Here is a 26,541-nt window from a genome sequence, read left to right on the forward strand (position 1 = left end):
GCAGCGACAATGACGCTCGCGATCCTGTACTCAGGGCAAGGGCGGCAGCATCGGGAGATGTTCGCGCTTACCGGCGATGCGCCGGAAGCTGCGCATCTGTTTGCGCATGCGGCGACATTGCTGGGCGGCAGGGATCCGCGCGATTTCGTGCGCAGCGAGCCCGACGAAGCATTGCATCGCAACCGTGCCAGCCAGATTCTATGCACCTTGCAGGGGCTGGCTGCCACGGCCGCGCTCAAAGATGCTATTCCGCATGGCGCCGTCATCGCGGGCTATAGTGTCGGTGAGATCGCTGCCTGGGGAGCTGGGTTGTTCGAAGCGACCGTCACGCTTGACCTCGCCGCGCGCCGTGCGGAGGCTATGGATGCCTCCACGCGCGCCGGTGACGGGCTGGTCTTCGTTCGCGGACTTTCACGTGGCGACGTCGAACGTCTCTGCAGGCGCTACGGCGCTGCGATCGCCATCGTCAATCCGGGCGAAGCCTTCGTGATCGGCGGTAGCCGGGAAGCATTGAACGCGGTCGTTGCAGACGCGAGGGCGATGCACGCTGCAATGGTCGTCGATCTACCGGTCGAGGTTGCCTCCCACACGGAACGGCTCGCCGAGGCGTCGGCCGTGTTTCGCGACGTCTTGCGGTCAGCGCGGGTTGCGTTCCCGCCGGCTGCCGGCGCGCGCATCCTGAGCGGCATTGATGGCGCTACGGTGGTCTCCGCCGAGATCGGCCTCGACAAGCTCGCCGCGCAGATATCGCAAACCGTTCAGTGGGCAAATTGCCTGGAGAGCTGCCTTGAGGCGGGCGCCACGACGTTTCTCGAGCTCGGGCCGGGACTTGTGCTGAGCAAGATGGTTGCGGAAATCGAGACCGGACTTCCGGCGCGCTCGCTGGATGATTTCAGGAGCCTTCAAGGCGTCCGCGCCTGGATTGCGCGTAGCCTCTGCGCCTAGCGCCGGCAAGTTCCGAAGAGAGGACGCCGTCGACCGCGCTGCGCTGTCGAAAAAAGGGGCCGTCCGTGGGACAGGACGGCCCCTGAATGCTCGGACGCCCAGGGAGGAGAGAGGCCCGAGCGGTGACTTTGGGGGTCTCAGTCACCTAACACGCACAGCATCGCCGATCCCGTAGCCAAAGTATTTCACGAATCCCGGTCGTTTCTCATTTCGCATGATTCACGAGAAATTCGCGGGCAGCACGTGAGACACAGCTCTCGATGTCGAGGCCGATGCGTTCCGGCTGGCGCAGCGCCAGCGCGCGGGCGTGTCACCCGTCATCCGTTTGAAGACGGTGGAGAAATGCGCCTGCGTGCAGAAGCCGACAGTCAGCGCAACCTGCGCCAGGCCCGTCTCGGAATTCGACAGCAGCGATTTCGCACGCTCGATACGCTGATGCAGCAGGTACTCCCGCGGCCGGTAACCCGTCGCAGCGCGAAACTGGGCCGCGAAATGCATCCGGGACAGTCCTGCCACCTTGGCGAGCTCGGACAGGCTGATGCAGTGCTCGAAGTGCGTCCCGACATATTCCTCGACCCGCCGCAGCCGCCATTTCGGCAAGGCATTGACCTTCGCCTGCGGCAGCTCGCGCCGGGCCAGGTGCATGGCCAGCGTCTGGCCGATGCAGCGCGCGAATTCCCGGTCGGCCGAATGGGCACGTTCGGTCAACGCTTTCGCAAGCTGCTCGGCAAAGGGGTCGCGAAGCAGGACGAGGTCGTTGAAGCCTGCGGCCGAGGCAGCTTCTGCTCCAGCCCGAAGATTCGGAAAATAGCTGCCGGCAGAGACGTGGAAGTGCAGGAAGTCGCACGGCGCGTAGAACTGCGCACTGAGCTGCTGCGACGGGGCGCCGATATACAGCGTGCCTGCCGGCATGACGCCGTCGAAGATGGTGTGACGACCTCTGGTCAGCTTGACGCGGGTCGTCTTCAAGGCGATGGCGAAGAAGTACCGGTCGGAAGGCGTCGTCGCTTCTTCGTGCCTTATGCCTGTTTGCGAACAAGTCCAGCGCGAGATCGTGATGTCGTCAGGCGCGGTCGCGGCATGTGGGTCGGGCTGGCGCCACCGTCGTTCGTGCGGAAATGCGCGGGAATCAGATTCGCGGCGGCTGGGTTGATACGTCAACCGGGCGCCGGCCGCTTGCATATCGGTGAGCATTGTTCGTCCCGTCTCTTGGATTCCGCCGCCGTCGTGACGGCGGCGGAATGCAGATGGTCCATGCTCGAACGATAGGACCGCAAGGCTCGTTAAGGATGCTTAAGCGGTATTAGATTTTGCAAATGCGAGGGACCGCGTGCCGCAAAAAGTTCAATTGAACCAAGGGATCAAGTAGATGTGTTGTGAGGTCCGGTGTTGGAGCGGCGCGGACCGCTCGGGAGGCGCACGTCTGATTCAGGGCAGGCGTGGCGAGGCGTCGATGCCGGGTGTAAGGCCGGGCGCAATCGTCTCTACCGGGGGAACCGCGGGTTCACGCGAGTACGGAACCGCTTCCACCTCGGGGCGCTGCTGGGATGTTGCCTGCAGGCAGTTCGGACGCGGCGGACGTCCCGCGCCGAACAGATCAGTGACGGGATCGACGAAGCTCGCGCGGAGCCGGTCGAACAGGGCTTGGTGATCGCCGGCGAAGGGCTGTCGGATCGTCACCGTCGCAGTCATGCCGGAGACCAGCGGCACATCCGGCGGAACCGTGTCGATGACGACGCGTACCGGCACGCGCTGCGCAAGCCGCCGACGCGATCGCCGACGCAGACACGGGCCATCTTGGTCTCCTCGAAATAGCCGTCGATCCAGAAACCGTTGGAATCGATGACCGAGATGTTGCTGACGCCGGTGACGGCATAGTCGCCAGCGCGCAGCAGGAGATTGGTGACGTAGTCATCGACGGGACTGGCCACGCTGGTCCGGGTCGAGAACCGAGCTCGAATTGTTGCGCGGGTGCCAAACCTAGACTGCTTTCTACGCATGACGAGAAAGCCTCGCCGGCCGGCGAGAATCCGGATGCGCCCTCAAATTCCGAGATACGCGGCTTGGACTTGTTTGCTATTCGCAAGCTCGTCGCTTTTTCCCTGCATGGTCACGCGCCCGCTCTCCAGCACGTAAGCGCGGTCAACCAGAGACAACGCGCGGCTAACATTCTGCTCGACCAGCAGGATTGCAGTACCCATTTTGTGAATTTCTGCAATCTTCTCGAAGGTAACGTCGGTCATCACTGGCGCCAGGCCAAGTGACGGCTCGTCCAGCATCAAGAGCCGTGGCTTCAGCATGAGGCCGCGGCCGACCGCGAGCATCTGCTGCTCACCGCCGCTCATCGTACCCGCGAGCTGCCTTTTGCGCTCGGCAAGCCGCGGAAAGATCTCATAGACGAGCTCCATCGTCTTGGTGCGCTCGGCCTTGGCCCTTGGCACGAAGGCGCCGATTTCCAGATTTTCCTGCACGGTCATCTCGGGGAAAACCTGGCGCCCTTCCGGGACATGGGCGATGCCCAATTCCGGAATCCTGTGGGGTGGCAGCGAGGCCAGGTCTATGCCGTCGAAGCTGATTGTCCCCGACGTCAGGCGGACGAGCCCGGAGATGGCCCGCAAGGTCGTACTCTTGCCGGCACCGTTCGCGCCCAACAGGCCAACGGCTTCACCGGCGTTGACGTTGATCGAGACGTGGGAAATCGCCGGCACCGCACCGTAGGCTGCGCTTACGCCCTTGAGCTCAAGCATGAGCCCCTCCACCTGTGCCCGCATAGCCGGAGCCAAGGTAGGCACGGATGACCTCGGGATTTTCGACAATCTCCTTCGGCGCGCCCTCCGCGATCTTCTGGCCGTGGTCGAGCACAACGATATGACGGGCAACCGCCATGATCGCGCGCATCACGTGCTCAACGATGACGATCGTCAACCCGCGCTGCGACAGTTTGCCGACCAGCGCAACCGCCTGATCGATCTCCGCCGGGTTGAGTCCCGCCATCACCTCGTCCAACAGGAGTATGCGCGGCTGTGTCGCCAGCGCGCGCGCCATTTCGAGCCGGCGCTGGTCGATGGTGGTGAGGTCCTTGGCCGGCGTCTGTTCGCGCGCGGAGAGCCCGACGAAGTCGATGGCTTCGCGCGCCTTCTCGCGCGCGGCCACGATGTGGCGATCGCGCAGGAAGGCGCCGGTCATGACATTGGCAAGCACCGTCATCGCGCCGAAGGGCTTTGCGACCTGGAAGGTGCGTGCGAGGCCCAGCGCGCAGACATCGTGCGGCTTCAAGCCCACAACTTCTCGCCCGAAGGCCAGCACGGAGCCGGAATCGGCGCGATGAAAGCCAGTGATGAGATGAAAGCTCGTGGTCTTGCCGGCGCCGTTCGGCCCGATCAGCGCCACCGTTTCGTTCTGCTTTACGGTGAAGCTGACGTCCTGCACGGCGCGCAAGCCGCCGAAGCGCTTGCTCAGGCCCTTCACCACCAGCGCATCCGTCATGGCGATGTCCTCACCCGCGCCGGCCGCCGGTCGAGATGCCGTCGCCAGACGTCGTTGAACAGGCCCATCAAGCCGGTCGGCCGCCACAGGATGATCGCCATCAGGATCAGGCTGTAGACGGTGAGTTGGATGCCGCCGGTCGAGGAGCCGAGCCAGCTCTGCAGCAGGGCCGAGGTGGTCTCCAGCAGCACCGTGCCGACCACCGGGCCCCACAGCGTGCCGATGCCCCCGACGATCGAGACCAGCGCAGCCTCGATCGAGATGTTGAAACTGAAGGCGGTCGCGGGATCGATGAAGTAGATGTACTGGACGTAGAACGTGCCGGCGAGCGCGGTGAGGAACGCGCTGATCATGTAGATGTGGCGCTTGATGCGCGGCGCGTTCACGCCGATCGCCTCCGCTGCGTCCTCATCCTCGCCGATGGCGACGAGGTAGTAGCCCATCCATGAGCGTTCGATGCGCCAGGTGATCACTAGCCCCAGCACCAGCAGGCCGAGCACCACATAGTAGTAGGACGCCTTGGTCTCGAACTGCATCATCAAGGGCGAGCTACCGAGATTTGGAATGGTGGTGCCTTCGGCGCCCCAGGCGAAATCGCGGAATTTCAGGAAGATCAGCATCAACGCCTGTGCGGTCGCGATGGTGGCGATGGTGAAATAGGGGCCGCGCAGGCGAAAGCAGAGCCAGCCGACCGGCAGGCTCGCCAGCATCGCGACGAAGCCGCCGGCGATCATGCCGACCCAGGGCGAGATGTCGAAATCGATCTGCATGATGGTCGAGGTATAGGCGCCGAGCCCGAAATAGGCAGCATGGCCGAGCGACAGCTGCTTGGCATAGCCGCCCATCAGGTTCCAGGCGACTCCGAGGAACGAAAACAGGAGGATGCGGATGAAGATGGCGAGTGCGAACCCGTTGCTGACGAGTTGCGGGAGCAACAGCAGGACCGTGCCGAGCGTGGCCAGCGCAACCACTTGCCACTTTCCGGTGTTGTCAGCGTCCTTGCCCACTAGCGCATTCTCCCACCGCCAAGGCCTTGCGGCTTGAACGCTAGCGTCAGCAGCAGCATGGCAAACACCACGATCAATCCGGAATCGGCGCCGACGAACTGGACGCCAAGCGATTCTGCAATTCCCATCATCAGGCTTGCGACCAGTGCGCCTAGCACGTTGCCGAGCGTGCCCAGCACGACCGCAACAAAGGCCATCAGCACGAACACCTGGCCTACGAACGGATAGGCCGAATAAAACGGCATCAGGAGCGAGCCCGCGGCGCCCGCAAGCGCCAGGGCCGCGCCGAAGGCGACACAGAACACGCGGTTGGGGTTGATGCCCATGAGCGTCGCGACATCGCGGTTCTGCGCCGCCGCGCGCATCGCCTTGCCGAGATCGGTCGTGTGCAGGAAGGCCCATAATGCGCCGCTCAAGGCCATCGCGACCACGAAGGCGATCAGCTTCGCTTCCGGAATGTACAGTCCGCCGAAGTGAAAGGCTTCATCCGAATAGGAGGTGTGAACCGTGCGGTAGTTCGCGCTGAACAGCAGCAGCGCAAGATTGAGCAGCAGCAGTGACAGCGCAAAGGTCAGGAAGATCTGCGGCATGTCGTTCGGCCCCAGCACCCTGCGGATCAGGAAATGCTGGACCAGCACGCCGATCACGAACAGAGCCGGCATCGACACCAGCAGCGAGACGATCGGATCCACGCCGAAATATGTGGCAAGGAAATAGCTGATATACATCCCGATCATCACGAATTCGCCCTGGGCGAAATTGACGATCTTGACCACGCCGAAGATCAGCGTCACGCCGATGCTGACGAGTGCGTAGATGCCGCCGATCAGCAGGCCGTTGATAACGGCCTGGGCCACTGTCTCCAGCATCGGAACCCTCTCGTCTTCAGCTCTTGCGTCTTCAGCTCTTGATGAGCGGTGCGCGGGCGTCTTCCTTGGGGAAGACGCTGGCGAGGTCGCCGTTCTGCCACTGCACGCCCACGGGGCGGCTGTAGACATTCTTGCCGTCGGGCCCGAACTTGACCTTGCCGCCGGGCGCCATCGCAGCATAACCGGAGGATACGTCGAGCGTCGACAGGGCCTCACGCACCTTCTGCGGATCGGCGGAAGCGGCGCGCTCCAGCGCATCCGCCAGCATGAAGGTTTGCGCCACCAGCCCGCCGGCATATTCAAACAGGAAATCGCCGGTGATCTTCTTGTAGGCCTCGTTCACCTTCTGGCAATCAGGGCTCATGTCGTGATTCCAGTGCGCGATCCCCTGCAGGCCTTCGGCAAGCTTGCCGACATTCTTGTAGAAGTCCGGAATGACAAAGCCGCCGGAGCCCCCATTGATCGCGACGTTGAGGCCGACCTGTTTCACCGTGCGCACGATCAGGATCAAATCGTTGAGGTAAGAGACTGAAAACAGCGCATTCGCCCCTGAAGCCTTCACCTTGTTGATCAGGGGACCCGCATCCGTGAAGCCCGCCGAATAGGGCTCGAACATCACGATCTCGACGCCTTCGCCTGGTGCCAGCTCCTTCAAACCGTTCGAGGTGGAGGTGCCGAAAGCCGTGTTCTCGAAGATCACGGCTACTTTCGGCTGGTCGCTGACGAGCTTGGACATTTGCAGCTGCGCGCGCGCGAATTGCGAGGCGCGCGCAAACGGCGTGAAGGTGAACTTGTGGCCCTTGTTGAGCTGGTCGGAACTCGAGCCGGTGATGATCGGCACCTTGGCGCGCTCGCAGACTTCGCTCGCGATCAAGGTGAGCGCGCTGGCGAAGCAGCCATGGATCGCAGATAATTTGTTGCCCGTGATCAGCCGGTCGGTCTCGGTACGGGTGACGGTGGTATCGCTCTGCACATCGGAGATGATGAGGTTGAGCTTCGCGCCGCCGAGCGATTTGATGCCGCCGGCCTCGTTGATCATCTCGACCGCAAGCTTTGCCGCGGCGACGCAGCCGACGCCGATCTGCGCCATGCTGCCGGTGGTCGGATAGAGCGCGCCGATATTGACGGGTTCAGCAGCGTAACCACGGAGCGGCACCGCGCCGAAGGCCCCGGCAGCCAATGCGCCGCCCGCCTTGATGAGGAATTTGCGGCGGCTGTGTTGCCTGGAGAGGAGGGGCTTCGCTGCGCTCTCGCGATCGAGGACGGATTTGTGGCGTTGTTTGCTCATGCCTTTTCCTCCCTGTTCGGATCTGTCGCCGGCCTTAGGCCCACCGTCCGTCTTGCGGAGGAGCGTAATCGCTCTCAGAATTGTTTACAATATCGTTTGCAATATTATTATCGATGAGAGGATGCTGCGCCTGTGCTGGGCGCGTTGACGGATCGGAACAGTATGGCCACAAAGTCGATCAAGCCAATGAAGGTAGGCGTCAAGGTCGCCGAGAGGGCTTTGGTCAAGTCCGCCGACGGCGCCACCGCACCGGCGCAGCCGCCGGCCGCGGCCGAGATGATCGCGCGGCGTATCGAGGAAGATATCGTGCTCGGGCGCCGCCATCCGCGCGAGCGTCTGATCGAGCAGGACCTTTGCGACCTGTTCCAGACCCATCGTGGCGACGTGCGGCTTGCGCTGTTCGAACTGGAACGAAAGGGACTGATCGATCGCGTCCCCAATCGCGGCGCGATGGTGCGCGGATTGACGCCGCATGAGGTGCGCGAGATCTACGCCGTCCGCGAGGAACTGGAGGTGATGGCGGTGCGCATCATCTCGTTCCCCATTGCATCAGGCGAAATCAGTCGGCTCGAAGCACTTCACCGCGAGCACAGCGCAGCCGTCGCATCCGGTGATCTGCTCACAGTGTTCTACAGCAATCTGAGCTTTCACCAGACCTTGTTCGGCCTGTGCGGCAATTCCTGCCTGATCGAGACCATCGATCAGTTGGCACGGAAGGTCCACGGAATACGCTTCTATGCCAATGCATTGCCGGTATCGCTCGATCGCGCGCGCCTTGATCATCTGAAGATGATCAAGGCGCTGCGCGGTGGACGCCGCGACGAATTGATCTCACTGACCCGCCGGCATCTAAGACCCTCGCCGGAAGCCTACATCAGGGCATACGAGCAGCGTTTCGGTAAAGGCGACGCGGCAGGGTCGTAGGCGCGGGAGCGGAATGCTGCTGAGTCTATTGAATCTACTGGGCACGAAAAGACGAAAGAAATGGTCGGTCCCTATGCTGCTGCAATTTATCGTCGGCACGCTGGTCAGCGTGATCAATATCGGGATCCACGCGCTGGTGACCGTCGTTGCCATCGCGATTGCCCGCTTTGCCGGCCTGCGGCCGACAGGGAGGCCAAGACTACATCTGATGGGCGTGATGGTGGCGACGGCCGCGGTGCTGCAAATTGCGCACACGCTCGAGGTCATGGTGTGGGCGGGCGCGTATGGCATCGTCGAGGCCGCCGCTCCCGGCAGCGATCTGGTTTATTTTGCCTTCGTCAACTACACCACTCTCGGCTACGGCGATATCACGCCGGTGCGGGAATGGCGGTTGATCGGTCCGCTCACCGCAATGAACGGCGTCTTGCTGTTCGGCTGGTCGGCCGCGATCCTGTTCGAGGTCTTGCGCAAGACACTCGATTACCTCGGAGTGACCGAAGTGCCACGGGTCAAATAATTTGGCGGAGACAAGCGGTATCCGGCAAAGACAAAGCCCTCACAAGAACAGGACCATGGCCGTGAGTGCAACCGGCAGCGCCCCGCACACAATGACTGCGACCCGAAATGCGACCTCGTTCGACATGGCTAGATCGTAACATCGGACGGGACCGATGTGATGTGCAGTTTGTGCCACTCGCCGGCGATGGCCGTTCAGGACTGCAAATCGAGGCTCGCGAGCTGGTTCCGGTCCAGCAGCACGATCTGGCGCTGGGTGTTGCCGATGAAGCCGAGGACGCCGAGTTCATGCAGCCGCGACAGTGCCCGTGATACGGTCTCCAGTGTCAGGCCGAGATAGTCGGCGATATCGCGCCGCGACATGGGGAGGGCCATGACGCCGGCGGCGGTCAATCGCTTGTCCATCTCGAGCAGGAATGCCGCGACCCGTTCCAGTGAGGTCTTGCGGCCGAGCAGGAGCATGTGATCTTCCGCGTGCTGGAGATTGTTCGTGGTCATGCTGAGCAGGTTTTTCGCGACCATTGCGTCGCTCTCGGCGACCATCTCGAGGCTTTGCCGTCTGACGAGGCGTACCGTGGTGTCGACGATCGCCTCCGTCGTGAACCGGTGCTCGTTGCTGTTTTCCAACCCGAAGATGTCGCCGGCGAGGTGGAAAGCCCCAATCTGCCTGCGGCCGTCCGATAGCAGCTTGTAGCTTCGCACTGCACCAGACTTGACCTGGTAGACATATTCGGCGGGCTCTTTTTCGCCGTAGACCTCAGTGCCCTTCTTGTAGGAAAATTCGCTTAAACTGACCAGCGCATTTGAATCGCTGGTCATGCCGAGGTCACGGAGGGAATTGGGACGCAGTGCGGAATCCGTTGCGATGCGAACGAACATAGGCCAACTCCTCAACTAACGCCGAATTGGTCTGTCGACATAACCTCTCACAGCGGAAAATGCGCCGCGCTGTCCCACTCCCGCCGAGGTTGATTTTTACGACTAACGCGGTATTTCAATCCATTGCCCCAAGGTTCATTGTACCAAGGGACAGAGTGAGCGTTCGTTGCGCGGAGTGAGAAGTCCTTGCTGTCCTCGGAATGCGTTTTTTCGAAGCAAATATTTCGATTTTCGAATGATTTGGCGCGATACAGCTTCGGTAACTTCAACAGCCATCGGTGAATTCTGCGAAAGGTAAAGAGTGCCCGGCCTTGTCCACGTCGTCGACGACGATGCATCGTTTCGGACAGCGATCGAGCGCCGGCTCAAGCTTGCCGGTTATGACGTCGCGACCTATGCGTCGGCGCAGGACTTGCTGGACGCCTCGCCGAGCGGCGAGCAACCGGGATGTATTCTGCTCGACGTGCGGATACCCGGGCTGAACGGGCCCGAATTGCATAGCCAGCTGATCGCGTCGGGTTCGACACTGCCGATCATATTCCTGACTGGACACGCCGACACGGCGACCACCGTGCGGGCGATCAAGGCCGGAGCGGAAGACTTCCTGACCAAGCCGGTTTCATCGGAACTGTTGATCGATGCGATCGAACGCGCGCTGGTGCGGCAGGACGCAGCGCGAAGTCAGCGCGGCAGGCTCGAGTCGTTTCGCGCTCATCTTGCCACGCTGACGCAACGCGAACGGCAGGTGTTTGATCTCATCGTGCGCGGCAGGATCAACAAGCAGATTGCCCATGAAATTGGAACGACCGAACGCACCGTGAAGGCGCATCGTCATCAAGTGATGGAGAAGATGCGGGTCCATTCGCTCGCAGAGCTCGTTTCGGTCGCGGAAAGGCTCGGAATGCTTGACCCGAACTGTGATCCGGACGGCCGACGGTAGTTTGGATCCGCCATTCAGGTCTGCGTAAGGTCGACCTGTCAAAAAGACAAAACGTACGTTATTGACAGACATCGGCAGCGTGCCGCAATGACGTGCGGTCCGTCGAAGGCAATCCGAGCCTTGAGCAGGCGGCAATACCGACATTGGTCCAGCATCCGTTCTGAAGTGGGGGCTCATCGCCTTGCAGCAGCCGAGATCCATCTTCGTCGTTGACGACGATATGTCGGTGCGCACGAGCCTGAAGCGGCTCTTGCGTGAGTACGGCTTTCCCGTACGCTTGTTCGGCTCTCTCGGCGAGATCGGGGATATCAGCGACGTGGGCGAAGCGATCTGTGTCATCCTGGACATCGATTTGAATGGCCGGTCCGGTATCGATTTCCGTCGAAAGCTGGCAGAGGAGGGCGTCACGGCGCCGGTGATCTACATCACCGGCAATGACAGCGCCGCAAATCGCGACGCCGCGATTGAGTCCGGCTGTGTTGCCTACCTGACCAAGCCTTTCACAGCGCAGTCCCTGATCGAGTCGGTCGCGCGCGCGGCGACCGCGTAGCGGCGGCAAGCCCGCTCATTCGTCCACATATTGCTCCAGCGTCTTGGCCGGTGCGCCCTTGTGGATGGTTGCGAACTGGGCCAGCGGCACCGATGTCGTCACGGTGAGAAGATTGGAATCGACGAGTTCGAGTGCCAGCGTCGTTCCCGACTCCATCTGCTTGACGATTTCAGGAGGCGCAACATCAGCCGCAATGCAGGCATTGGTGACGCACCAGCTATAGGGAATGCGGAAGGAATTGCCCTGGTCGACGGTCAGCTTGGCCGGCTTTTGCAGGTACATGCCGACAGGCACGAACAGTTGCAGGCGCGCGGCGGTTGCGTCCTCACGCTCGATCAGGTCGATGCGCACGGCCATCTGGCCGGTCGGAAATTTGCCGGTGATCGACGTCCGGCACAGTGTCGGCGCGCCGCCGGCCTTGAAGCAGAGCTTCTGCCAGTCGCCGTAGGTGATGTCCCGGGCCTCGCGCTGACCGCGGGGCGCGACTTCGGCCGGCTTCTCCGCGTCGGCCTTTTTTGGGGCGGCGACGCCGGCAGACATGGCGGCGCCGCCAATGACGAGTACCAGAAGACCTGCAAGACGATCGCGGACAGTGGACATGGATACGCCTCCCAAACCAGGCCTATTTTTGCGCATCGAGGAACTTTGTCACCAGCGGCGACCAGAGCGGGATCGCATCCGGCGAGCCGATGAAAAAATGCCCTTCATTGCCGAACGGCGGCATCAAATGGTACTCGGCACGGCCGCCCGCGGCAGTGAAGGCCGCATGCATCCGTTTCGACAAATCGGGGCCGAAGAATGTGTCGTTCTCGATGTAGATCCACAGCATGGGCACCCGCGAGGTACGACCGAAATCCGCGGTCGCCTCGACCAGTTTGTCCGGCGCGCAATTGTTGTTGGGCTTGCCGCCGACCCTGCCGCCGCGGCCGGCGGCGAAGGTGATGATAGCCTTCACTTGCGGCGGATTGACGCTCGACAAGGCGATCGAAGCCCAGCCGCCGGCGGACTGCCCGACCACGATCACATCCTTCGGGATGATGCGCTTTTCCGCGGCCAGATAGTCGATGATCCAGAGATCGACCTGCGCGACCGCGCGCCCGGCGTCGTGGAAATTGGGGTTGGTGCATTTTCCGACCTTGGAGAAGAACGGTCCGTAAAGCGCGCGCTCGGGAATGTCGATGGCAGCTGCGCCATAGCCTGAGCCGACCGGCGCCACGACGAGATAGCCGCGTTTGGCGAACCATTTGGCGGCGTCGCGGAATTCCACCAGCGGGAAGAAGCTCCGGTCGGTCGGGTTGAGCGAGACCCCGTGGTTCATGATCACGAGCGGGAAGGGGCCGTCGCCCACCGGGCGGACCAGATAAGCGAACATCGGCAGCGGCAGCGGGAGGGCCCAGATCTCCTCCTGGATGCGGACATCATCCTCGGCGCGCGCAGGCGCGTCGAACGAGGCGATAAGCAGCAGAACTGTCGCGAGGATCATTGCCAGGATCCAGCGCATCGCATTCTCCTTCAGCCCGAGGACGTCGCAGCGACCACGATAGGACCGAGCACCGTCAGCACGACGTTGCCGACTGCGTAGGGCACGGCGACACCGAGCACCGGCGTCTTGCTCTCGGCGACGTCGCACGCACCGGTGACGGCGGCATCGACCGTCATGGCCCCCGCCAGCGCGCCGCAGGTCACGACCGGGTTCATGCGCAGCAGATAGTAGGCGACCAGCGTTCCGACGGTCAGCGGGACCACCGTAACGACGGTCCCCATGCCGACGAGCAGCAGGCCATGGGCCTGGATTGCCGTCCAGGCTGCGAGGCCGTTGCCGAGGCCGATGGCTGCGATGAAGCCGCCAAGCCCGAGGTCGCTCAGCGTCTGCTGTGCCGCCGGGGGAAGTGCGCCCATGGTGGGATTGCGCGAGCGCAGCCAGCCGCAGACGAGGCCCGCGACCAGCGCACCGCCGCCGCCACCGAGCGTCAGCGCGACGGCGCCGATCTTGAAGCTGGCAAGACCAGCAAGGAGGCCGACGGCAATGCCGATGGCAAGGAAGGCAATATCGGTCCGGTCGCCTGCATTCAGCGCGTGGCCGACCTGCGTGGCAGCCCGCGCGATATTACCGGTGCTGCCGACCAGTGTCATGACATCACCGACATAGACGCGCGTATCCGGGCCAAGCGGTACGTCCCGGCCCATCCGGGTCAGCGTGCGCAGGAAGACGCCGCGAGCATTTGTACCGACGATATCGGCGATCTCCCTGATGGAGCGGCCGTGCAGCTTGCGGTTCTCCACGAGGACCTCGATCACATTGCCAGGCAGGCTATGCAAAAGTTCGTCAGCGTCGATCTCCAGGCCGATGACGGGCTCGGCGGCGACGATCGCCGCGGTCGGGCCGGTCAGGACGACATCGTCCCCGGCCTCGAGGATGGCGTCACGGTTCGGCGGAAGGTCGACGCCGCGACGTGCGATCCGCTCCACGACGGTGCGGCCGCCGATCGCGGCCTCAATGGCCTCGACCGTGCGACCCGCGGCAGCGGAGACGCGATAGGCACGCGCCTGGAACTTGCGATAGGACAGGTTGTCCGCCTTCGCCGGCGCGCCGCCGGCAAGCTCTGCCTCAAGCTTCGCCGCCTCCGCCTTCAGATCGATCCCCATCAGTCGTGGCGCGACGAACGGAACGAACAGCAGCGTGAGGATGTAGCCGAGCACATAGGTCACGGCGTAGCCAGCGGCGATGTTCGCTTCTTGTTGCTTCAACACGTCGGCAGGCAAGCCAAGCTGCGCCAGCGCGCCCGATGCGGTGCCGATCACGGAGGACTGAGTCAGCGCGCCGGCGGTGAGCCCGGCTGCGGTCCCGGCATCGAGCTTGAACGCGTGGGCGAAGATGAGCACGAGGATGAGCCCGGTGGCACCGATCACCAGCGCCAGCACCACCTGCGCCAGGGTCCGGATGCTCAAGGAGGCGAAGAACTCCGGGCCGGAGCGGTAACCGATCGTGAAGACGAAGAGGCTGAACAGGAACGACCGGAGGATCGGTGGGAAGATGAAGCTGCCGAGCTGTCCGATCGCGACGGCGACGATCAGGATGCAGGCGGTGATGCCGATCGAGAAGCCACGGATCTTGATACGGCCGAGGATAGTGCCGATCGCAACGGTCAACAGCAGGAATATCTCCGGTGCGGTGGTGATGATCCACCTGACGGTGTCCATGATCGCATGTCCCCCGGCGCTTTGCGGCGATTTGATCGATGGCAAGGGAAGATTGCTTGATCCAGATCAAGCTTCGGCGCGGACAAGGCGACGCCTATGAAACGATGATGAGTTTGCACGCGTTGGCGACATGAGTACTCTGGACGTCGCCGCCGGCTTTATCGATGTCTATGCCCGGACCCTGCATGGTGTGCTGGCGAATGCCCAGACCGCCAATCTGATCTTTCTCTGGGTCTATGCGATGGCCGGAAACTGGGCGAAGGCGTTCCATTTCGTGCCGCCAATCCTGTCCTTTGCAGGCGGCATCGTGCTCGCCGTCTGGCTGCGCCGTGTCGCGGGTGACATGCAGGCAGGAATTTTCACCAAGGTCGAAGGCGTGCTGTGCAGCACCGTGATGATCACAGGCAACATGCGCCAGGCTGTCGAGAACATTTTTGCAGTGGTCGCCGGCGGAGCGCCAGCCGGGTCCCTGCGCCGCACCGGGATCTTCGCCGCGCTGTGCGCGGCATTCGGCTTCGGTGCCGCGGCCGGGGCGCTCACCACCAGGAATTCGCCTGCGCTTGCTCTCGTTGTTCCCGTGGTCGCGCTGCTGATCGGGTTGCTGCCTTGCGAGATCACCCGCCCCGGAGTTGGCCGATGAACGCACCGCCCGAGCGGAATTGGACGCGATTCTTGCCACCGTTCGGATGGCTCGCCGCCTACCGCGGCGAGTGGCTTCCGTCCGACGCCGTCGCCGGCATCACGCTCGCGGCCTACGCCATCCCGGTTTCGCTGGCCTATGCGGCGCTCGCCGGCCTGCCGCCGCAGGTCGGCGTCTACGGCTATATGCTCGGCGGTATCGGCTATGCCTTGCTCGGGTCGTCGCGGCAGCTTGCGATCGGTCCGACCTCGGCGATCTCGCTGATGATCGCCGCGACCGTTGCCGGGCTCGCCGGCGGGGATGCGGTGCGCTATGCGCAGATCGCGAGCCTCGCGGCCTTTGCGGTGGCCGTGCTGTGCTTCATCGCTTGGCTGTTCAAGCTGAGCGTGCTCGTCCGCCTCGTCAGCGACAGCATCCTGGTCGGCTTCAAGGCCGGCGCCGGGCTCACCATCATCATGAGCCAGTTGCCGAGCCTGCTCGGGGTTGCCGGCGGCGGTCACAATTTCTTCGACCGTGCCATCAAGCTGACGGGGCAACTCGGCCATATTGACCCGCTGGTGCTGGCGATCGGAGCGGCTGCGCTGCTGCTGCTCCTGTTCGGTGAACGATTTTTGCCGGGCAAGCCGGTCGGCATCACCATCGTTGCGCTGGCGATCGCGGCGGCAACGATGCTCGGCTTTCCGGCCATGGGTGTGCCCGTCACCGGGAAGATACCGGAGGGGCTGCCAGCGCTGGGGATACCGACATTCGGTCTGCTGGAGTTCGATGACCTGTTTCCGCTCGCCGCCGGCTGCGTGCTGCTGGCCTACATCGAGGGTGTCTCGGCCGCCCGCAGCTTTGCCGCCAAGCACGGTTACCCTCTCGACGTACGACAGGAGTTTTTGGGGCTTGGCGCGGCAAACCTCGCGGCCGCCTTCGGCCATGGCTATCCCGTCGCCGGCGGGCTGTCACAATCGGCCGTGAATGACAGCGCCGGCGCGCGGACGCCGCTGGCGCTGGTGATCTGTTCGGTGACGCTTGGACTGTGCCTTCTGTTCTTCACGGGGCTCTTGACCAATTTGCCCAAGGCGGTGCTTGCGGCCATCGTCTTTGCCGCAGTCTACAAGCTCGTGGATATCCGGGCGCTGTTGCGGATGTGGCGGGTCAGCCGGATCGACTTCTACGCCGCGGCGATCGCGCTCGTGTCCGTATTGCTGCTCGGCATTCTCCAGGGCGTCCTGCTGGCGTCGATTGCGTCGATCTTCCTGCTGTTGGCGCGGGCCTCGCAGCCGAACGTCGCCTTCCTTGGCCGCCTGCCCGGCAGCGGCCGCTATTCCGATAGCGCCAGGCATGAGGACGTGGAGCCGCTGGTTGGCGTCATTGCGTTCCGCCCCGAAGCCTCGTTGCTCTATATCAACGCCGAAACGATCCTGGATACGGTCCTGGTTTCACTGCGAAGATCGCCGGATATCCGGCTCGTCGCCTGCGATCTCTCGGCGTCACCCTACATCGATCTCGCCGGCGCTCGCATGCTGCGCGATCTCCATGATGAGCTTGCCTCACGCAAGATCATCTTCTGCATCGTCGGTGCGCATGCGCAGTTACGCGACCTGCTGCGGGCGGAGGGGTTGGCGGAGAAGACCGACAGCGGCCAGTGGCTGCGATCACTCGATAGCGTGCTCGGGGATCATCATACCGATACGGCGCAACAAACTGCCTGACGACGTCGTGCTGCGTTGCGAGGAGCGACGGTCGCATCGCCAGTCGCCATAGCTCCCGACCGTTGACTTGGATCAATGGTGCGACCGGCGCCGACAGCACGATCCCGCATCACCTTTCGCCCCAAAGGATCGGGAGAGACGTATGGCCAAGGACACCAAAGCCGCGCAGAAGCGCATCGACCAGTTCTTTTCCGGACCCGGTGCGCGCGCCGACGACTGGCGTGATCTGGTAGAGGCCGCAAAGATGTGGGCTCGCGGCGGCGATCGGACGGCCTATGATGCGGCGCTGGCCAGACTATCGGTGACGGAAGAATTCCACGGTTATCCCGGCCTGCAATTGATGGCTGCCCTGCGCGAAGGGGCCTCGGCCGGCGATGCGGCTTCGTCGCTTGGCCTTGCGACCCGGATCACCCAGGCCCTGGCGACGCGATCCTTCCGCCAGCATGCCGGCGACTGGAATGCACAGGACGATGGCAATGGCGATGCACCCGAACTGGTGTCGCCCACTTTCGGCGGGCATAAGGCGCGCCGGCCCTACTTCGAAACCCTGATTGTCACCGGCGTGTCACCCGGCCAGTGGCCGGCGCTCGCGGCCGAATGGCGCAAGCTGCGCCGTCCGGAAGATGGTTTCATCTATGAGCCCGTCATCGTCGGCAGTCTCGAAGACGCCTTCTGCGCGACCATGCTCAATCCCAACCTCGGGGCCGTCATCATCAACGAAGGCTTTGGCCTGCGCTCGCGGCACGATGCGCCGGTCCTCCGTTCGATGACGGCCACGGCCGGCCTCAAGGACGAATCCGATGCCTCCGCGCTGCGGCTCGCCCAGATCATCAAGCGGGTCAGGCCCGAACTCGATCTCTACATGATCTCGAACCGCGACGTCGAAGAATTGGCCGGCAACCCCGAGGCCAACGTCGTCCGCCGCATCTTCTATTCGGTGGAAGAGCTTCTGGAGCTGCATTTGTCGATCCTCGAAGGCATCCAGGATCGCTACGACACGCCGTTCTTCGACAATCTCAAGAAATACGCGCAGCGCCCCATAGGGACGTTCCATGCGCTACCGATCGCCCGCGGCAAGTCGATCTTCAAGTCCGACTGGATCCGCGACATGGGTGAGTTCTACGGCCCGAACCTGTTCCTGGCCGAGAGCAGCGCCACCACCGGCGGTCTCGACAGCATGCTTGAGCCGACCGGCAACATCAAGAAGGCACAGGAGAAGGCGGCGAGGGCGCTCGGCGCCGACCGCGTCTTCTTCGTCACCAACGGCACCTCGACCTCCAACAAGATGGCGGTGCAGGCGCTGCTCGCGCCGGGCGACATCGCGATCGTCGATCGGAACTGCCACAAGTCGCACCATTACGGCATGGTCCTGGCCGGTGCACAGCCGCTCTATGTCGAAGCCTTCCCGATGACGGAATATTCGATGTATGGCGCAGTGCCCCTGAAGACGATCAAGCAGGCTCTGCTCAGCGCCAAGGCCGACGGCCGGCTCGACCGCGTCAAGCTGCTCGACCTGACCAATTGCACCTTCGACGGCCACATCTACAACACCCGTCGGGTGATGGAGGAATGCCTCGCCATCAAGCCGGATCTGATCTTCCTGTGGGACGAGGCCTGGTTCGGCTTCGCGCGCTTCTCGCCGTTCCTGCGCCGCCGCACCGGATTGGGCGCCGCCAACGAGATCGAAGCTTGGATGCGTGATCCGAAATCGGTCGCCGCCTATGAGAAGCAACAGGCCGAACTCGGCAAGAATCCGTCGGACGAGGTTCTGCTCAAGACCCGGCTGATTCCCGATCCGCGCCAGATTCGCCTGCGGGTCTACCAGACCAATTCGAGCCACAAGTCGATGTCGGCGCTCCGGCAGGGCTCCATGCTGTCGGTCAAGGACGTCGAATTCCACACGGTCGAGCAGCAGTTCAAGGAAGCGGTGTTCACCCACGCTTCCACCAGCCCGAACCAGCAGCTCATTGCCAGCCTCGACATCTCGCGGCGGCAGATGGAGCTGGAGGGCTACGGCCTCGTCGCCAATGCGATCGAGATCGCGTTCGCAATCCGCCACGCGGTCAACAACAATCCGCTGCTCTCAAAATACTTCCGCGTGCTCGGCGCCGACGCCATGGTGCCGGCGCAATACCGCCAGAGCGGCTTCACCGACTATCTGGCGTCCGGCGTGAACTGGGCGAACACGCTCAAAAGCCTGGACGATGATGAGTTCTGTCTCGACCCGACCCGCATGACCCTGGTGTGCGGCACGGCCGGCTTCGACGGCACCCAGTTCAAGGGCATTCTGGCCAACGAGTACAGCATCCAGGTCAACAAGACCTCGCGCAACTCGGTCCTGGTCCAGTCCAACATCAACAACACCCGCAGCGATGTGGCGCATCTTGTGCGTGTGCTGGCGAAGATCGCGGGCGAGGTCGACCGCGGGCTCGCGCAGGGTGGCGCCAATGCGCGGCAGACGTTCGAGGCGCGGGTCAAGAGCCTGATGAAGGACGTGCCTGACCTACCGAACTTCTCGCATTTCCATCCAAGCTTCCGCGGAGACGCCGGCACCAAGACCAACGAAGGCGACATCCGCAGTGGCTTCTATGCGGCTTACAACGCCGCGGGCTGCGAACACCTGCGGCTGAACGATCCCGAGATCGATCGGCGGCTGAAGGCCGGACCGGAGCTCGTCTCTGCCAATTTCGTGATCCCGTATCCGCCGGGCTTCCCGATCATGGTGCCCGGCCAAGTCATCACCCAGGAGACCATCGACTTCATGCGCAAGCTCGATGTGAAGGAGATCCATGGCTACGACGCCAAGGAAGGCCTGAAGCTCGTGCGTACGGAAGCTCTGGCGAAGCTCGGCCGGCCAAAGCCAGGTGCGCAGCCGAAACTGAAGGCCGCGTCCTAGTTCAGGCGAAGGCGACCACCATGATGGAGCCCCAGGTCGTCAACAGGATGTTGGCAACCGGGTAGGCCGGCGTGTAGCCCAGAACCGGGATAGGGCTGCCGGCGCGTTCCTGGAGCGCCGCCATCGCGGCCGTTACCGTCTGCGATCCGGTCAATCCGCCGAGCAGGAGGATCGGGTTCATCCGCAATACGAAATGGCCAAAGCAAAGTCCGACGATTTGCGGCGCCAGCGTGATGGCCATGCCTCCCAGCAGCAGGCTAATGCCGGTTTCCTGTAGGGCCGACAGGAAGATCGGCCCTGCATGGATGCCGGTCAGCCCGACGAAAGCTGCGAGCCCGAGCGAGGTCATCAGGCTGATGGCGCCGTCGGGAATTTGTCCGAACAGCGGGTAACGTGTGCGGAGAGACCCGACCAGGAGTCCGGCCAGCAATGTGCCAACGCTCGTACTGAGCGAGATAGTGATGCCGCCGACGGAGAAGCTCAGGAGAACGCCAAAGAGGCCGCCGAAGAAGATCGCAAGGCCCATCACGATGAAATCGATGCTGGTGCTCGGCGCAACGATGGCACCGATGCTCTTGGCCGCGGTCTGCACGATCGGCTCGGGCCCGACGATCCGCAGCAGGTCGCCGCGCTGCAAAGCGACGCCGGCTCCCACGGGAATCTCCTGACCGCCCCGGCTCAACGAACGGAGATAGACGGCGCGAGACCAGCTCTCTCGCGAGGCGGCTTCCAGCGTCATGCCCGCGAGTTTCGGATTGATCAGCATGACATCGACGGAGATCAGGGGAATGTCGAGCAGCTCCCTGTCCTCGACCTCCTCGGCGCGAGGGCCGATCCATTCGACGATGACCTGCCGCGGAGCGGACAGCGCGACGAGGTCGCCGGCCGCCAGAACGGTTCCGGGTTCCGCTTCGAGAAGGCGTTCGCCTCGACGGATTCGATGGATGAACAGCCGATGATCCGGAATGCGGGCTTCCGCGGCCGCGACCGTCACCCCGACGAGGGGAGAGCGCTCGTCCAGTCGATAGGCGCGTAGCTCGAATTTGCGCCAGGCAGATGCAAGGCCAGGCTTGGAGCGTGTGACGCCCAATGCCTGCTCGAGCTTGAGCGCCTCCGCTCGCAGATCGATTTTCAGGAGGGCGGGTGCAATCTGAGTAACGAAGAGGATGACGCCCGCATATCCGAAGATATAGCAGACCGCGTCCGCCACCGCGACGTGCGAGACGAAAAGCGCACGCTGCGCGTCGGGGATCGCCAATCCATTGATCGCGTCGGTCGCCGTCCCCATGGCCGCGCTCTGGCTCAGTGCGCCCGACATCAGGCCCGCGGCGAAGCCTGGATCGAGCCGCAACACCTTCGCAACGGCCATGGCTGTTGCGAGACCCGTTAAGCACACGACGACCGCGAGCAGCATCGGCTTCAGCCCGTCGCGCTTCATCGATTGGATAAATTGTGGGCCGACCAGATAGCCCACGCCGAACAGGAACAGCAGGAAGAGGAAGGACTTGGTCATGCTGGAGACGGGCACATGCGCGAAATCTCCGACCGCCAATCCGGCGAACAGAGCGCCGGTGACCGGGCCCAGACTAAACGTTCCGATCCTGAAGCTTCCGATCCAGTAGCCCGCGGCGATCACAAGGAACAGCGCGAGCTCGGGATAACGGACGAGAAACTGTTCCAGCCAACCCAACATCGCGGGCGGCCTTGCTATGTCATCAGCATGACAAGAACCATTCCCCAGATTGTCAGCAGCGTGTTTCCGACAGCGTATGTCACCGTATATCCCAGCCCCGGAATCTGACTCTTGGCACGGTCATTGATCATGCCCAGGGAAGCTGTCGTGGTCCGCGCCCCTGAACAACATCCCAGTACGATGGCGTCATGGAAACGAAACACGTATTTGCCGACATACATCGCCAGGATCAGCGGTACCGTCGTGACCGCGACGCCCCAGAAGAACAGGCTGAAGCCAAGCTGCTGAAGTCCCGCGACGAAGCCCGGTCCCGATGAGATCCCGACCACGGCAATGAAGATGTTCAGGCCGACCGAGTTCATGAACCACACGGTGGGCGAAGGAATTCGCCCAAACGTCGGGTGCACCGATCGCAGCCAGCCAAAGAACAGGCCGGAGATCAAGGCGCCGCCGGAGGTGGACAAAGTCAGCGGCACGCTGCCGACCTTGTAGACGATGGCGCCGATCAGGGCGCCAATCGCGATGGCTGCTCCGATGAAGGCGACGTCAGCGACGTCGGTGGCGCGATCCGGACGACCGAGCATCTTTGTCGCGGCTGCCACATCCGGCGTGCGCCCCACGATGGTGACGATGTCGCCGCGGTTGATCTTCGTGTTCGGCAGGATGGGGATATCGACGGCGATCGCGCCCCGGGTGATCTTGCGGAGGAACACGCCGCGGGCGCCTGCCGTTTGCGACAGCTCCTCCAGCGTCTTTCCGTCGACGTCCTTGCTGGTCACGTAGACATCGACGCCTTCGATGGGCATCGCCAGCAACTCGCGATCATCGACTTCTTCTGCCTGCTCGCCGATCAAGCTGACGAGTACGTCGCGCCGGCCGGCCACAGCGACGACGTCGCCTGCGTGAATGACGGCATCGGCGGTGGCATCCGTGATCTTGCCAGCTTGCTTGATCCGCAGGATGAACACCCGATGGTCGGGCAGCAGTGCTTCTGCCTGCTGGACGGTCTTCCCAACCGCAGGGCCCCGCTCGTTGACACGGAAGGCGCGCACATCGAACTGGTGCCAAGCCGTTCCCGGACCGCCCGTCTGCTTCTTGCCCCCGTGCTCCTCCTCATATTTCTTGCAGGCGGCCTCGAGGTCGATCCCGAGCAGGGCCGGACCGATCAGAGCCAGGACGATCGCGGATCCGACCGTGCCGAAGATATAGGTGACCGCGTAGGCCACCGGCATCGCGTCGAGCAACTTCTTGGCTTCCTCCGCAGGCAGACCGGTGCGATTGATCGCGTCGGTCGCCAGGCCCATCGACGCCGAGATCGTCTGCGAGCCGGCATAGAGCCCTACGGCAGATCCGACGTCGTAGCCGGCGAGCTTGGCGCCGATATAAGCAGCTGCGAGGCAGAATACGCAGACTACTGCGGCAAAAATGGCTTGTGGGACGCCATCTTGCGCGATGCCGCGTACGAATTGCGGCCCGACCCCGTAGCCGATCGCGAACAGGAACATCAGGAAGAAGGTGGGCTTGAGCGGACCTGTGATGGTGATCCCGATCTGGCCGATGATGACGGCTGCGATCAGGGTCGCGGTCACGGCGCCGAGGCCGAGGCCCTTGTAGGTGAAGGAGCCGAAGTAATAGCCCAGGGCCAGCGAGAGGAAGATCGCGATCTCCGGATAGCTCTTGAGCGTCTGGAAGAACCAATTGATCATCACGTCCCCCGTTCATGCTGTGCGAAAGCGCTGAAGAACCTGAGAAGGGTTCAAGTCGCATTAGCCAACAACAAGGGACGGCTCATCTGCCGATGTTGATCTATGTCAACCGTATGCGCCGACTTGCGGCCCGATGTCGTCGCGGTCGCGTCATTCGCTGCGTTGCAGCGCTTCGGTGTCGTTCGTTGCTGTCGAAGCGTTGAGATAGATCAAGGGTCGTCGTCGGCCACCGACCATCCTGCGGTGATCGCGCAGGCGATAAGGCCTGTCCGCCCCGCCTTAGCAGGTTGCACAACTCGGGAGTTTCACATGGCCGACCTCTTAACTTTGAAGAAGTTCGAGGCATTGAGCCCCTTCGAGATCAAGGACGAACTGATCAACCTGGCGAAGGCCAACTCGAAGCGGACGCAGAGCGCGTTCCTGAACGCCGGCCGGGGTAACCCGAACTGGGTCGCGACCACGCCGCGTGAGGGCTTCTTCCTGCTGGGACAGTTCGCCATCAGCGAAAGCAAGCGGGTGATGGAGCACCCGGCCGGGATCGGTGGCATGCCTGAGGCGAAAGGCGTCGCCGGCCGTTTTGAGGCCTGGCTTGCAAAACACGCCGACATGCCTGGTGCGAGCTTCCTGACGGAGATGCTGCCCTACGCGGTCAAGACGTTCGGTTTCGAGCCCGACGCCTTCGTCCACGAACTCGTCGATTCAATCATCGGTGACCACTATCCCGTGCCGGATCGCATGCTCGTGCATAACGAAAAGATCGTGCACGAATATCTGATGTGGGCGGTCTGCGGTGCGCCGCGGCCGTCGGGAAAGTTCGACATCTACGCGGTCGAGGGCGGCACCGCCGCGATGTGCTACATCTTCAAGTCTCTGAAGGCCAACCGCCTGCTGCTACCGGGCGATACCATTGCGCTGGGAACGCCGATCTTCACGCCATATATCGAGATGACGCATCTGGAGGACTATGACCTCAAGGTCGTCCAGATCAAGGCCCCCCAGGAAAACCGCTTCCAGTTCACCGACGAGGAAATCAAGAAGCTGGAAGACCCGAAGATCAAGGCGTTTTTCATCGTCAATCCCGCCAACCCGTCGGGAATGGGGGTGAGTCCGGAGACGATCTCCAAGCTCACCAATCTGGTCAAGACCAAACGTCCCGACCTCATGCTCCTGACCGACGACGTCTATGGCACCTTCGTGCACGGTTTCCGATCGCTGCTCGGCGAACTGCCGCACAATACGATCGGCGTGTATTCCTATTCGAAGTACTTCGGTTGCACCGGCTGGCGGCTCGGCGCGATCGCTATTCACGAGGACAACATCTTCGACAAGATGATTGCCAAATTGCCCGATGCCGCCGTGAAGGCCCTCGACAAGCGTTACGGGCCGCTGACGCTGGAGCCACGCAAGCTGAAGATGATCGACCGCATTGTCGCCGATAGCCGGGACGTCGCGCTCAATCACACTGCAGGCCTGTCACTGCCGCAGCAAGTCATGATGAGCCTGTTCTCCCTTTCGGAGATGCTCGATGAAAAGAAGGCCTATCAGGCCGCCTGCATGGAAATCGTCAACAAACGGCTGTGGTCGCTGCTTGACGGCCTCGGTCTCGCCGACAAGCTCACGCCCAATCCCAATTATGATGCGTATTACGGCCTGATCGATTTTGAATTCTGGGCGCGGAAGAACATCGGCGACAAGGCCGTTGATTACCTGAAAAAGAATGTTCATCCGCTCGATCTCGCGTTTCGGCTGGCCGAAGCCCATGGCATAGTGTTGCTGAATGGCGGTGGTTTCGACGCACCCGAATGGTCGCTTCGGGTGTCGCTGGCAAATCTCCCCGACGACGTCTACGACGACATCGGGCGCGGCGTGCGGGCCATCGCGCGAGGTTATCGGGACGCTTACGAGGCGGCTACTAAAGGCGGCGCGGAGTAACGGAGAACTCCTGGTCAACCTGGAGCGCTTCGGCATCATTAACAAAAGGGGGAATAGAACGATGAAACAGACTGCCATCTACGCGGCACTGGTCACCTCGCTCGTAACTGTCACCGGTTTCAGCACGCCGTCGCGTGCCGAGACCGGCCAGGTCGCCGTCGTCTTCACCAAGGGCGGATTCATCATCGGCGTCGGCGGCGGCGAGGGTGTTCTGCTCTTGAGGGGCAAGAAATATCCCTTCACCGTCTCAGGCATGAGCGTCGGTTTCACGATCGGGGCTTCGACCACCAAGTTTGTCGGTCACGCTCTTAATTTGAGAGGGCCGCAGTCGATCGAGGGCTCCTATGCCGCCGGCGGGGCAGGCGGCGCCGTCGCGGCCGGTGCCGGCGCCGTGCAGCTGCAGAACGCAAATGGTGTGATCCTTCAACTCAGCGGTCCGAAGGTCGGTGCGGAGGTGTCGGCCGCGGTGGGTGGCGTGACCATACGATTGAAGTAAGCGCAAACATCATCAGGCCGCGCTCCCGGCGCGGCCTGATTTGCTTCAGTACCGTTCCTCGACGAACTTCATTCCTTGCAGGCTCGCTTGATCGTTGTAGCGGCCCTTGTGGGAGCGCTTGGGTAGCTTGACCTTGGCTCGCGCGATTGTCTTGTAAGGGATCGTTCGGAGAATGTGCGAGATGATGTTGAGCCGCGCTCGCCGCTTGTCGTCGGAACGGATCAGCCGCCATGGCGCATGCTTGGTGTCGGTCGCCTCGAACATCATGTCACGTGCGCGCGAGTAATCGTACCAGCGCCCGAAGGATTCGGTGTCCATCGGGCTCAGCTTCCATTGCCGCAAAGGATCCTCGATACGCGCCTTGAAACGGAGCTCCTGCTCTTCCATGCCGACCTCGAGCCACAGCTTGATCAGCATGATGCCCGCGTCGACGGCAAATTTCTCGACCAATGGACATAGCTGCAGAAAGCGCTTGTGCTCGGTCGGCGAGCAGAAGCCCATGACGTATTCGACACCGGCGCGGTTGTACCAACTGCGGTCGAAGATCACGATTTCGCCGCCGGCCGGAAATTGCTCAATATAGCGCTGCAGGAACAGCTGGGACTTTTGCCGGTCGGATGGTGCAGGCAGGGCGCAGACACGGAAGACCCGCGGGCTCACCTTTTCGGTCAATGCCTTGATGGTGCCGCCCTTGCCGGCGGCGTCGCGGCCTTCGAAGATGATGATCACCTTGAGTTTCTCGGCTTTCACCCATTCCTGGAGATGGCACAGCTCGACCTGGAGCTTTTCGAGCTCCTTCTCATAATCCTTTCGCTTCATTCCCTCCGCGGGCGCATCCTTGGCCATGCCGGTCCTTTCGCTATTGCGCTCGTC

At 62.6% G+C, this 26,541-nt stretch carries 23 protein-coding genes and 1 pseudogene; 10 read left to right on the forward strand and 14 right to left on the reverse strand.

All coding sequences use genetic code 11. The annotated features are described in order from the left end of the window. The first annotated feature begins 9 nt into the window (after positions 1-9). Entirely contained in the window at positions 10-945 is a 936-nt protein-coding gene (locus ACPPVR_RS12190) for an acyltransferase domain-containing protein (protein ID WP_426614463.1), read from the forward strand. A gap of 219 nt (positions 946-1,164) precedes the next feature. Here the strand turns inward: ACPPVR_RS12190 and ACPPVR_RS12195 are convergent, their stop codons facing one another. The 7 genes and pseudogenes from ACPPVR_RS12195 to ACPPVR_RS12225 all read right to left on the reverse strand — a co-directional run bounded on the left by ACPPVR_RS12195 (position 1,165) and on the right by ACPPVR_RS12225 (position 7,595). Next, positions 1,165-1,914 (reverse strand): helix-turn-helix domain-containing protein, encoded by a 750-nt coding sequence (locus tag ACPPVR_RS12195; protein ID WP_426614464.1) that lies wholly within the window; start codon positions 1,912-1,914, stop codon positions 1,165-1,167. A 459-nt stretch (positions 1,915-2,373) separates the two neighbouring features. Further along, a pseudogene (locus tag ACPPVR_RS12200) lies at positions 2,374-2,885 on the reverse strand (HlyD family secretion protein); the annotation flags it as partial. 102 nt (positions 2,886-2,987) lie between these two features. Then, positions 2,988-3,692: an ABC transporter ATP-binding protein gene (locus ACPPVR_RS12205; RefSeq protein ID WP_426614465.1), complete on the reverse strand. Its 705-nt coding sequence runs from the start codon at positions 3,690-3,692 to the stop codon at positions 2,988-2,990. Beyond that, complete coding sequence (locus ACPPVR_RS12210) at positions 3,685-4,431, reverse strand: ABC transporter ATP-binding protein (RefSeq protein ID WP_426614466.1); 747 nt, start codon at positions 4,429-4,431, stop codon at positions 3,685-3,687. Before ACPPVR_RS12210 ends, ACPPVR_RS12205 begins: the two co-directional genes overlap by 8 nt. After that, positions 4,428-5,438 (reverse strand): branched-chain amino acid ABC transporter permease, encoded by a 1,011-nt coding sequence (locus tag ACPPVR_RS12215; protein WP_426614467.1) that lies wholly within the window; start codon positions 5,436-5,438, stop codon positions 4,428-4,430. Before ACPPVR_RS12215 ends, ACPPVR_RS12210 begins: the two co-directional genes overlap by 4 nt. Beyond that, positions 5,438-6,307, reverse strand: a complete 870-nt coding sequence (locus tag ACPPVR_RS12220; protein ID WP_426614468.1) for a branched-chain amino acid ABC transporter permease — start codon at positions 6,305-6,307, stop codon at positions 5,438-5,440. The genes ACPPVR_RS12215 and ACPPVR_RS12220 overlap by 1 nt, the downstream gene beginning before the upstream one ends. A gap of 31 nt (positions 6,308-6,338) precedes the next feature. Further along, on the reverse strand, positions 6,339-7,595 hold the full coding sequence (locus ACPPVR_RS12225; protein WP_426614470.1) for an ABC transporter substrate-binding protein: 1,257 nt from the start codon (positions 7,593-7,595) through the stop codon (positions 6,339-6,341). A 186-nt stretch (positions 7,596-7,781) separates the two neighbouring features. Here ACPPVR_RS12225 and ACPPVR_RS12230 point away from each other — a divergent pair, with 186 nt between their 5' ends. Both ACPPVR_RS12230 and ACPPVR_RS12235 read left to right on the forward strand, forming a co-directional pair. Further along, positions 7,782-8,519, forward strand: a complete 738-nt coding sequence (locus ACPPVR_RS12230; protein WP_426614471.1) for a GntR family transcriptional regulator — start codon at positions 7,782-7,784, stop codon at positions 8,517-8,519. Between the two features lie 73 nt (positions 8,520-8,592). Next, positions 8,593-9,036 carry a potassium channel family protein gene (locus ACPPVR_RS12235; RefSeq protein ID WP_426616081.1) on the forward strand — a complete coding sequence of 148 codons (444 nt, stop codon included), beginning with the start codon at positions 8,593-8,595 and terminating at the stop codon, positions 9,034-9,036. A 194-nt stretch (positions 9,037-9,230) separates the two neighbouring features. Here the strand turns inward: ACPPVR_RS12235 and ACPPVR_RS12240 are convergent, their stop codons facing one another. Continuing rightward, positions 9,231-9,914: a helix-turn-helix domain-containing protein gene (locus tag ACPPVR_RS12240; protein ID WP_426614472.1), complete on the reverse strand. Its 684-nt coding sequence runs from the start codon at positions 9,912-9,914 to the stop codon at positions 9,231-9,233. A gap of 301 nt (positions 9,915-10,215) precedes the next feature. Between ACPPVR_RS12240 and ACPPVR_RS12245 the strand changes: the two genes are divergently transcribed. Both ACPPVR_RS12245 and ACPPVR_RS12250 read left to right on the forward strand, forming a co-directional pair. Then, positions 10,216-10,854: a response regulator transcription factor gene (locus ACPPVR_RS12245; RefSeq protein ID WP_426614473.1), complete on the forward strand. Its 639-nt coding sequence runs from the start codon at positions 10,216-10,218 to the stop codon at positions 10,852-10,854. 220 nt (positions 10,855-11,074) lie between these two features. Then, on the forward strand, positions 11,075-11,404 hold the full coding sequence (locus ACPPVR_RS12250; RefSeq protein ID WP_426614474.1) for a response regulator: 330 nt from the start codon (positions 11,075-11,077) through the stop codon (positions 11,402-11,404). Positions 11,405-11,419: 15 nt separating this feature from the next. On the opposite strand, the gene ACPPVR_RS12255 is transcribed toward ACPPVR_RS12250, so the two are convergent. Genes ACPPVR_RS12255 through ACPPVR_RS12265 form a run of 3 tightly spaced genes read right to left on the reverse strand, consistent with a single transcriptional unit; the run spans position 11,420 to position 14,605 of the window. Further along, complete coding sequence (locus tag ACPPVR_RS12255; RefSeq protein ID WP_426614475.1) at positions 11,420-12,004, reverse strand: invasion associated locus B family protein; 585 nt, start codon at positions 12,002-12,004, stop codon at positions 11,420-11,422. A 22-nt stretch (positions 12,005-12,026) separates the two neighbouring features. Beyond that, positions 12,027-12,905: an alpha/beta hydrolase family protein gene (locus ACPPVR_RS12260; RefSeq protein ID WP_426614476.1), complete on the reverse strand. Its 879-nt coding sequence runs from the start codon at positions 12,903-12,905 to the stop codon at positions 12,027-12,029. A gap of 11 nt (positions 12,906-12,916) precedes the next feature. Continuing rightward, the gene (locus ACPPVR_RS12265) at positions 12,917-14,605 is read right to left on the reverse strand and encodes an aspartate:alanine exchanger family transporter (protein WP_426614477.1); all 1,689 of its coding nucleotides are present in this window, start codon (positions 14,603-14,605) and stop codon (positions 12,917-12,919) included. Positions 14,606-14,735: 130 nt separating this feature from the next. On the opposite strand from ACPPVR_RS12265, the gene ACPPVR_RS12270 reads away from it, so the two are divergent. The 3 genes from ACPPVR_RS12270 (at position 14,736) to ACPPVR_RS12280 (ending at position 19,841) form a co-directional block, all read left to right on the forward strand. Beyond that, positions 14,736-15,245 (forward strand): DUF1275 family protein, encoded by a 510-nt coding sequence (locus ACPPVR_RS12270; RefSeq protein ID WP_426614478.1) that lies wholly within the window; start codon positions 14,736-14,738, stop codon positions 15,243-15,245. Further along, the gene (locus tag ACPPVR_RS12275; protein ID WP_426614479.1) at positions 15,242-16,945 is read left to right on the forward strand and encodes a SulP family inorganic anion transporter; all 1,704 of its coding nucleotides are present in this window, start codon (positions 15,242-15,244) and stop codon (positions 16,943-16,945) included. Before ACPPVR_RS12270 ends, ACPPVR_RS12275 begins: the two co-directional genes overlap by 4 nt. Positions 16,946-17,087: 142 nt before the next feature. Then, on the forward strand, positions 17,088-19,841 hold the full coding sequence (locus ACPPVR_RS12280; protein WP_426614480.1) for a decarboxylase: 2,754 nt from the start codon (positions 17,088-17,090) through the stop codon (positions 19,839-19,841). A gap of 1 nt (position 19,842) precedes the next feature. On the opposite strand, the gene aspT (ACPPVR_RS12285) is transcribed toward ACPPVR_RS12280, so the two are convergent. Together aspT (ACPPVR_RS12285) and aspT (ACPPVR_RS12290) are read right to left on the reverse strand one after the other, a co-directional pair. Then, positions 19,843-21,534 (reverse strand): aspartate-alanine antiporter, encoded by a 1,692-nt coding sequence (aspT, locus tag ACPPVR_RS12285; protein WP_426614481.1) that lies wholly within the window; start codon positions 21,532-21,534, stop codon positions 19,843-19,845. A gap of 14 nt (positions 21,535-21,548) precedes the next feature. Next, a complete protein-coding gene (gene aspT / locus ACPPVR_RS12290; RefSeq protein WP_426614482.1) occupies positions 21,549-23,240 on the reverse strand; it encodes an aspartate-alanine antiporter in 1,692 nt (563 codons plus the stop codon). Between the two features lie 309 nt (positions 23,241-23,549). Between aspT (ACPPVR_RS12290) and aspD the strand changes: the two genes are divergently transcribed. Together aspD and ACPPVR_RS12300 are read left to right on the forward strand one after the other, a co-directional pair. After that, entirely contained in the window at positions 23,550-25,172 is a 1,623-nt protein-coding gene (aspD, locus tag ACPPVR_RS12295; RefSeq protein ID WP_426614483.1) for an aspartate 4-decarboxylase, read from the forward strand. Between the two features lie 61 nt (positions 25,173-25,233). Next, entirely contained in the window at positions 25,234-25,668 is a 435-nt protein-coding gene (locus ACPPVR_RS12300; protein ID WP_426614484.1) for a hypothetical protein, read from the forward strand. A gap of 45 nt (positions 25,669-25,713) precedes the next feature. Here ACPPVR_RS12300 and ppk2 read toward each other — a convergent pair whose 3' ends face one another. Continuing rightward, complete coding sequence (gene ppk2 / locus ACPPVR_RS12305) at positions 25,714-26,514, reverse strand: polyphosphate kinase 2 (RefSeq protein ID WP_426614485.1); 801 nt, start codon at positions 26,512-26,514, stop codon at positions 25,714-25,716. Positions 26,515-26,541: the final 27 nt, after the last annotated feature.

Origin of the sequence: Bradyrhizobium sp. McL0616, from assembly GCF_049993385.1 — a bacterium.
Classification (GTDB): Bacteria; Pseudomonadota; Alphaproteobacteria; order Rhizobiales; family Xanthobacteraceae; genus Bradyrhizobium.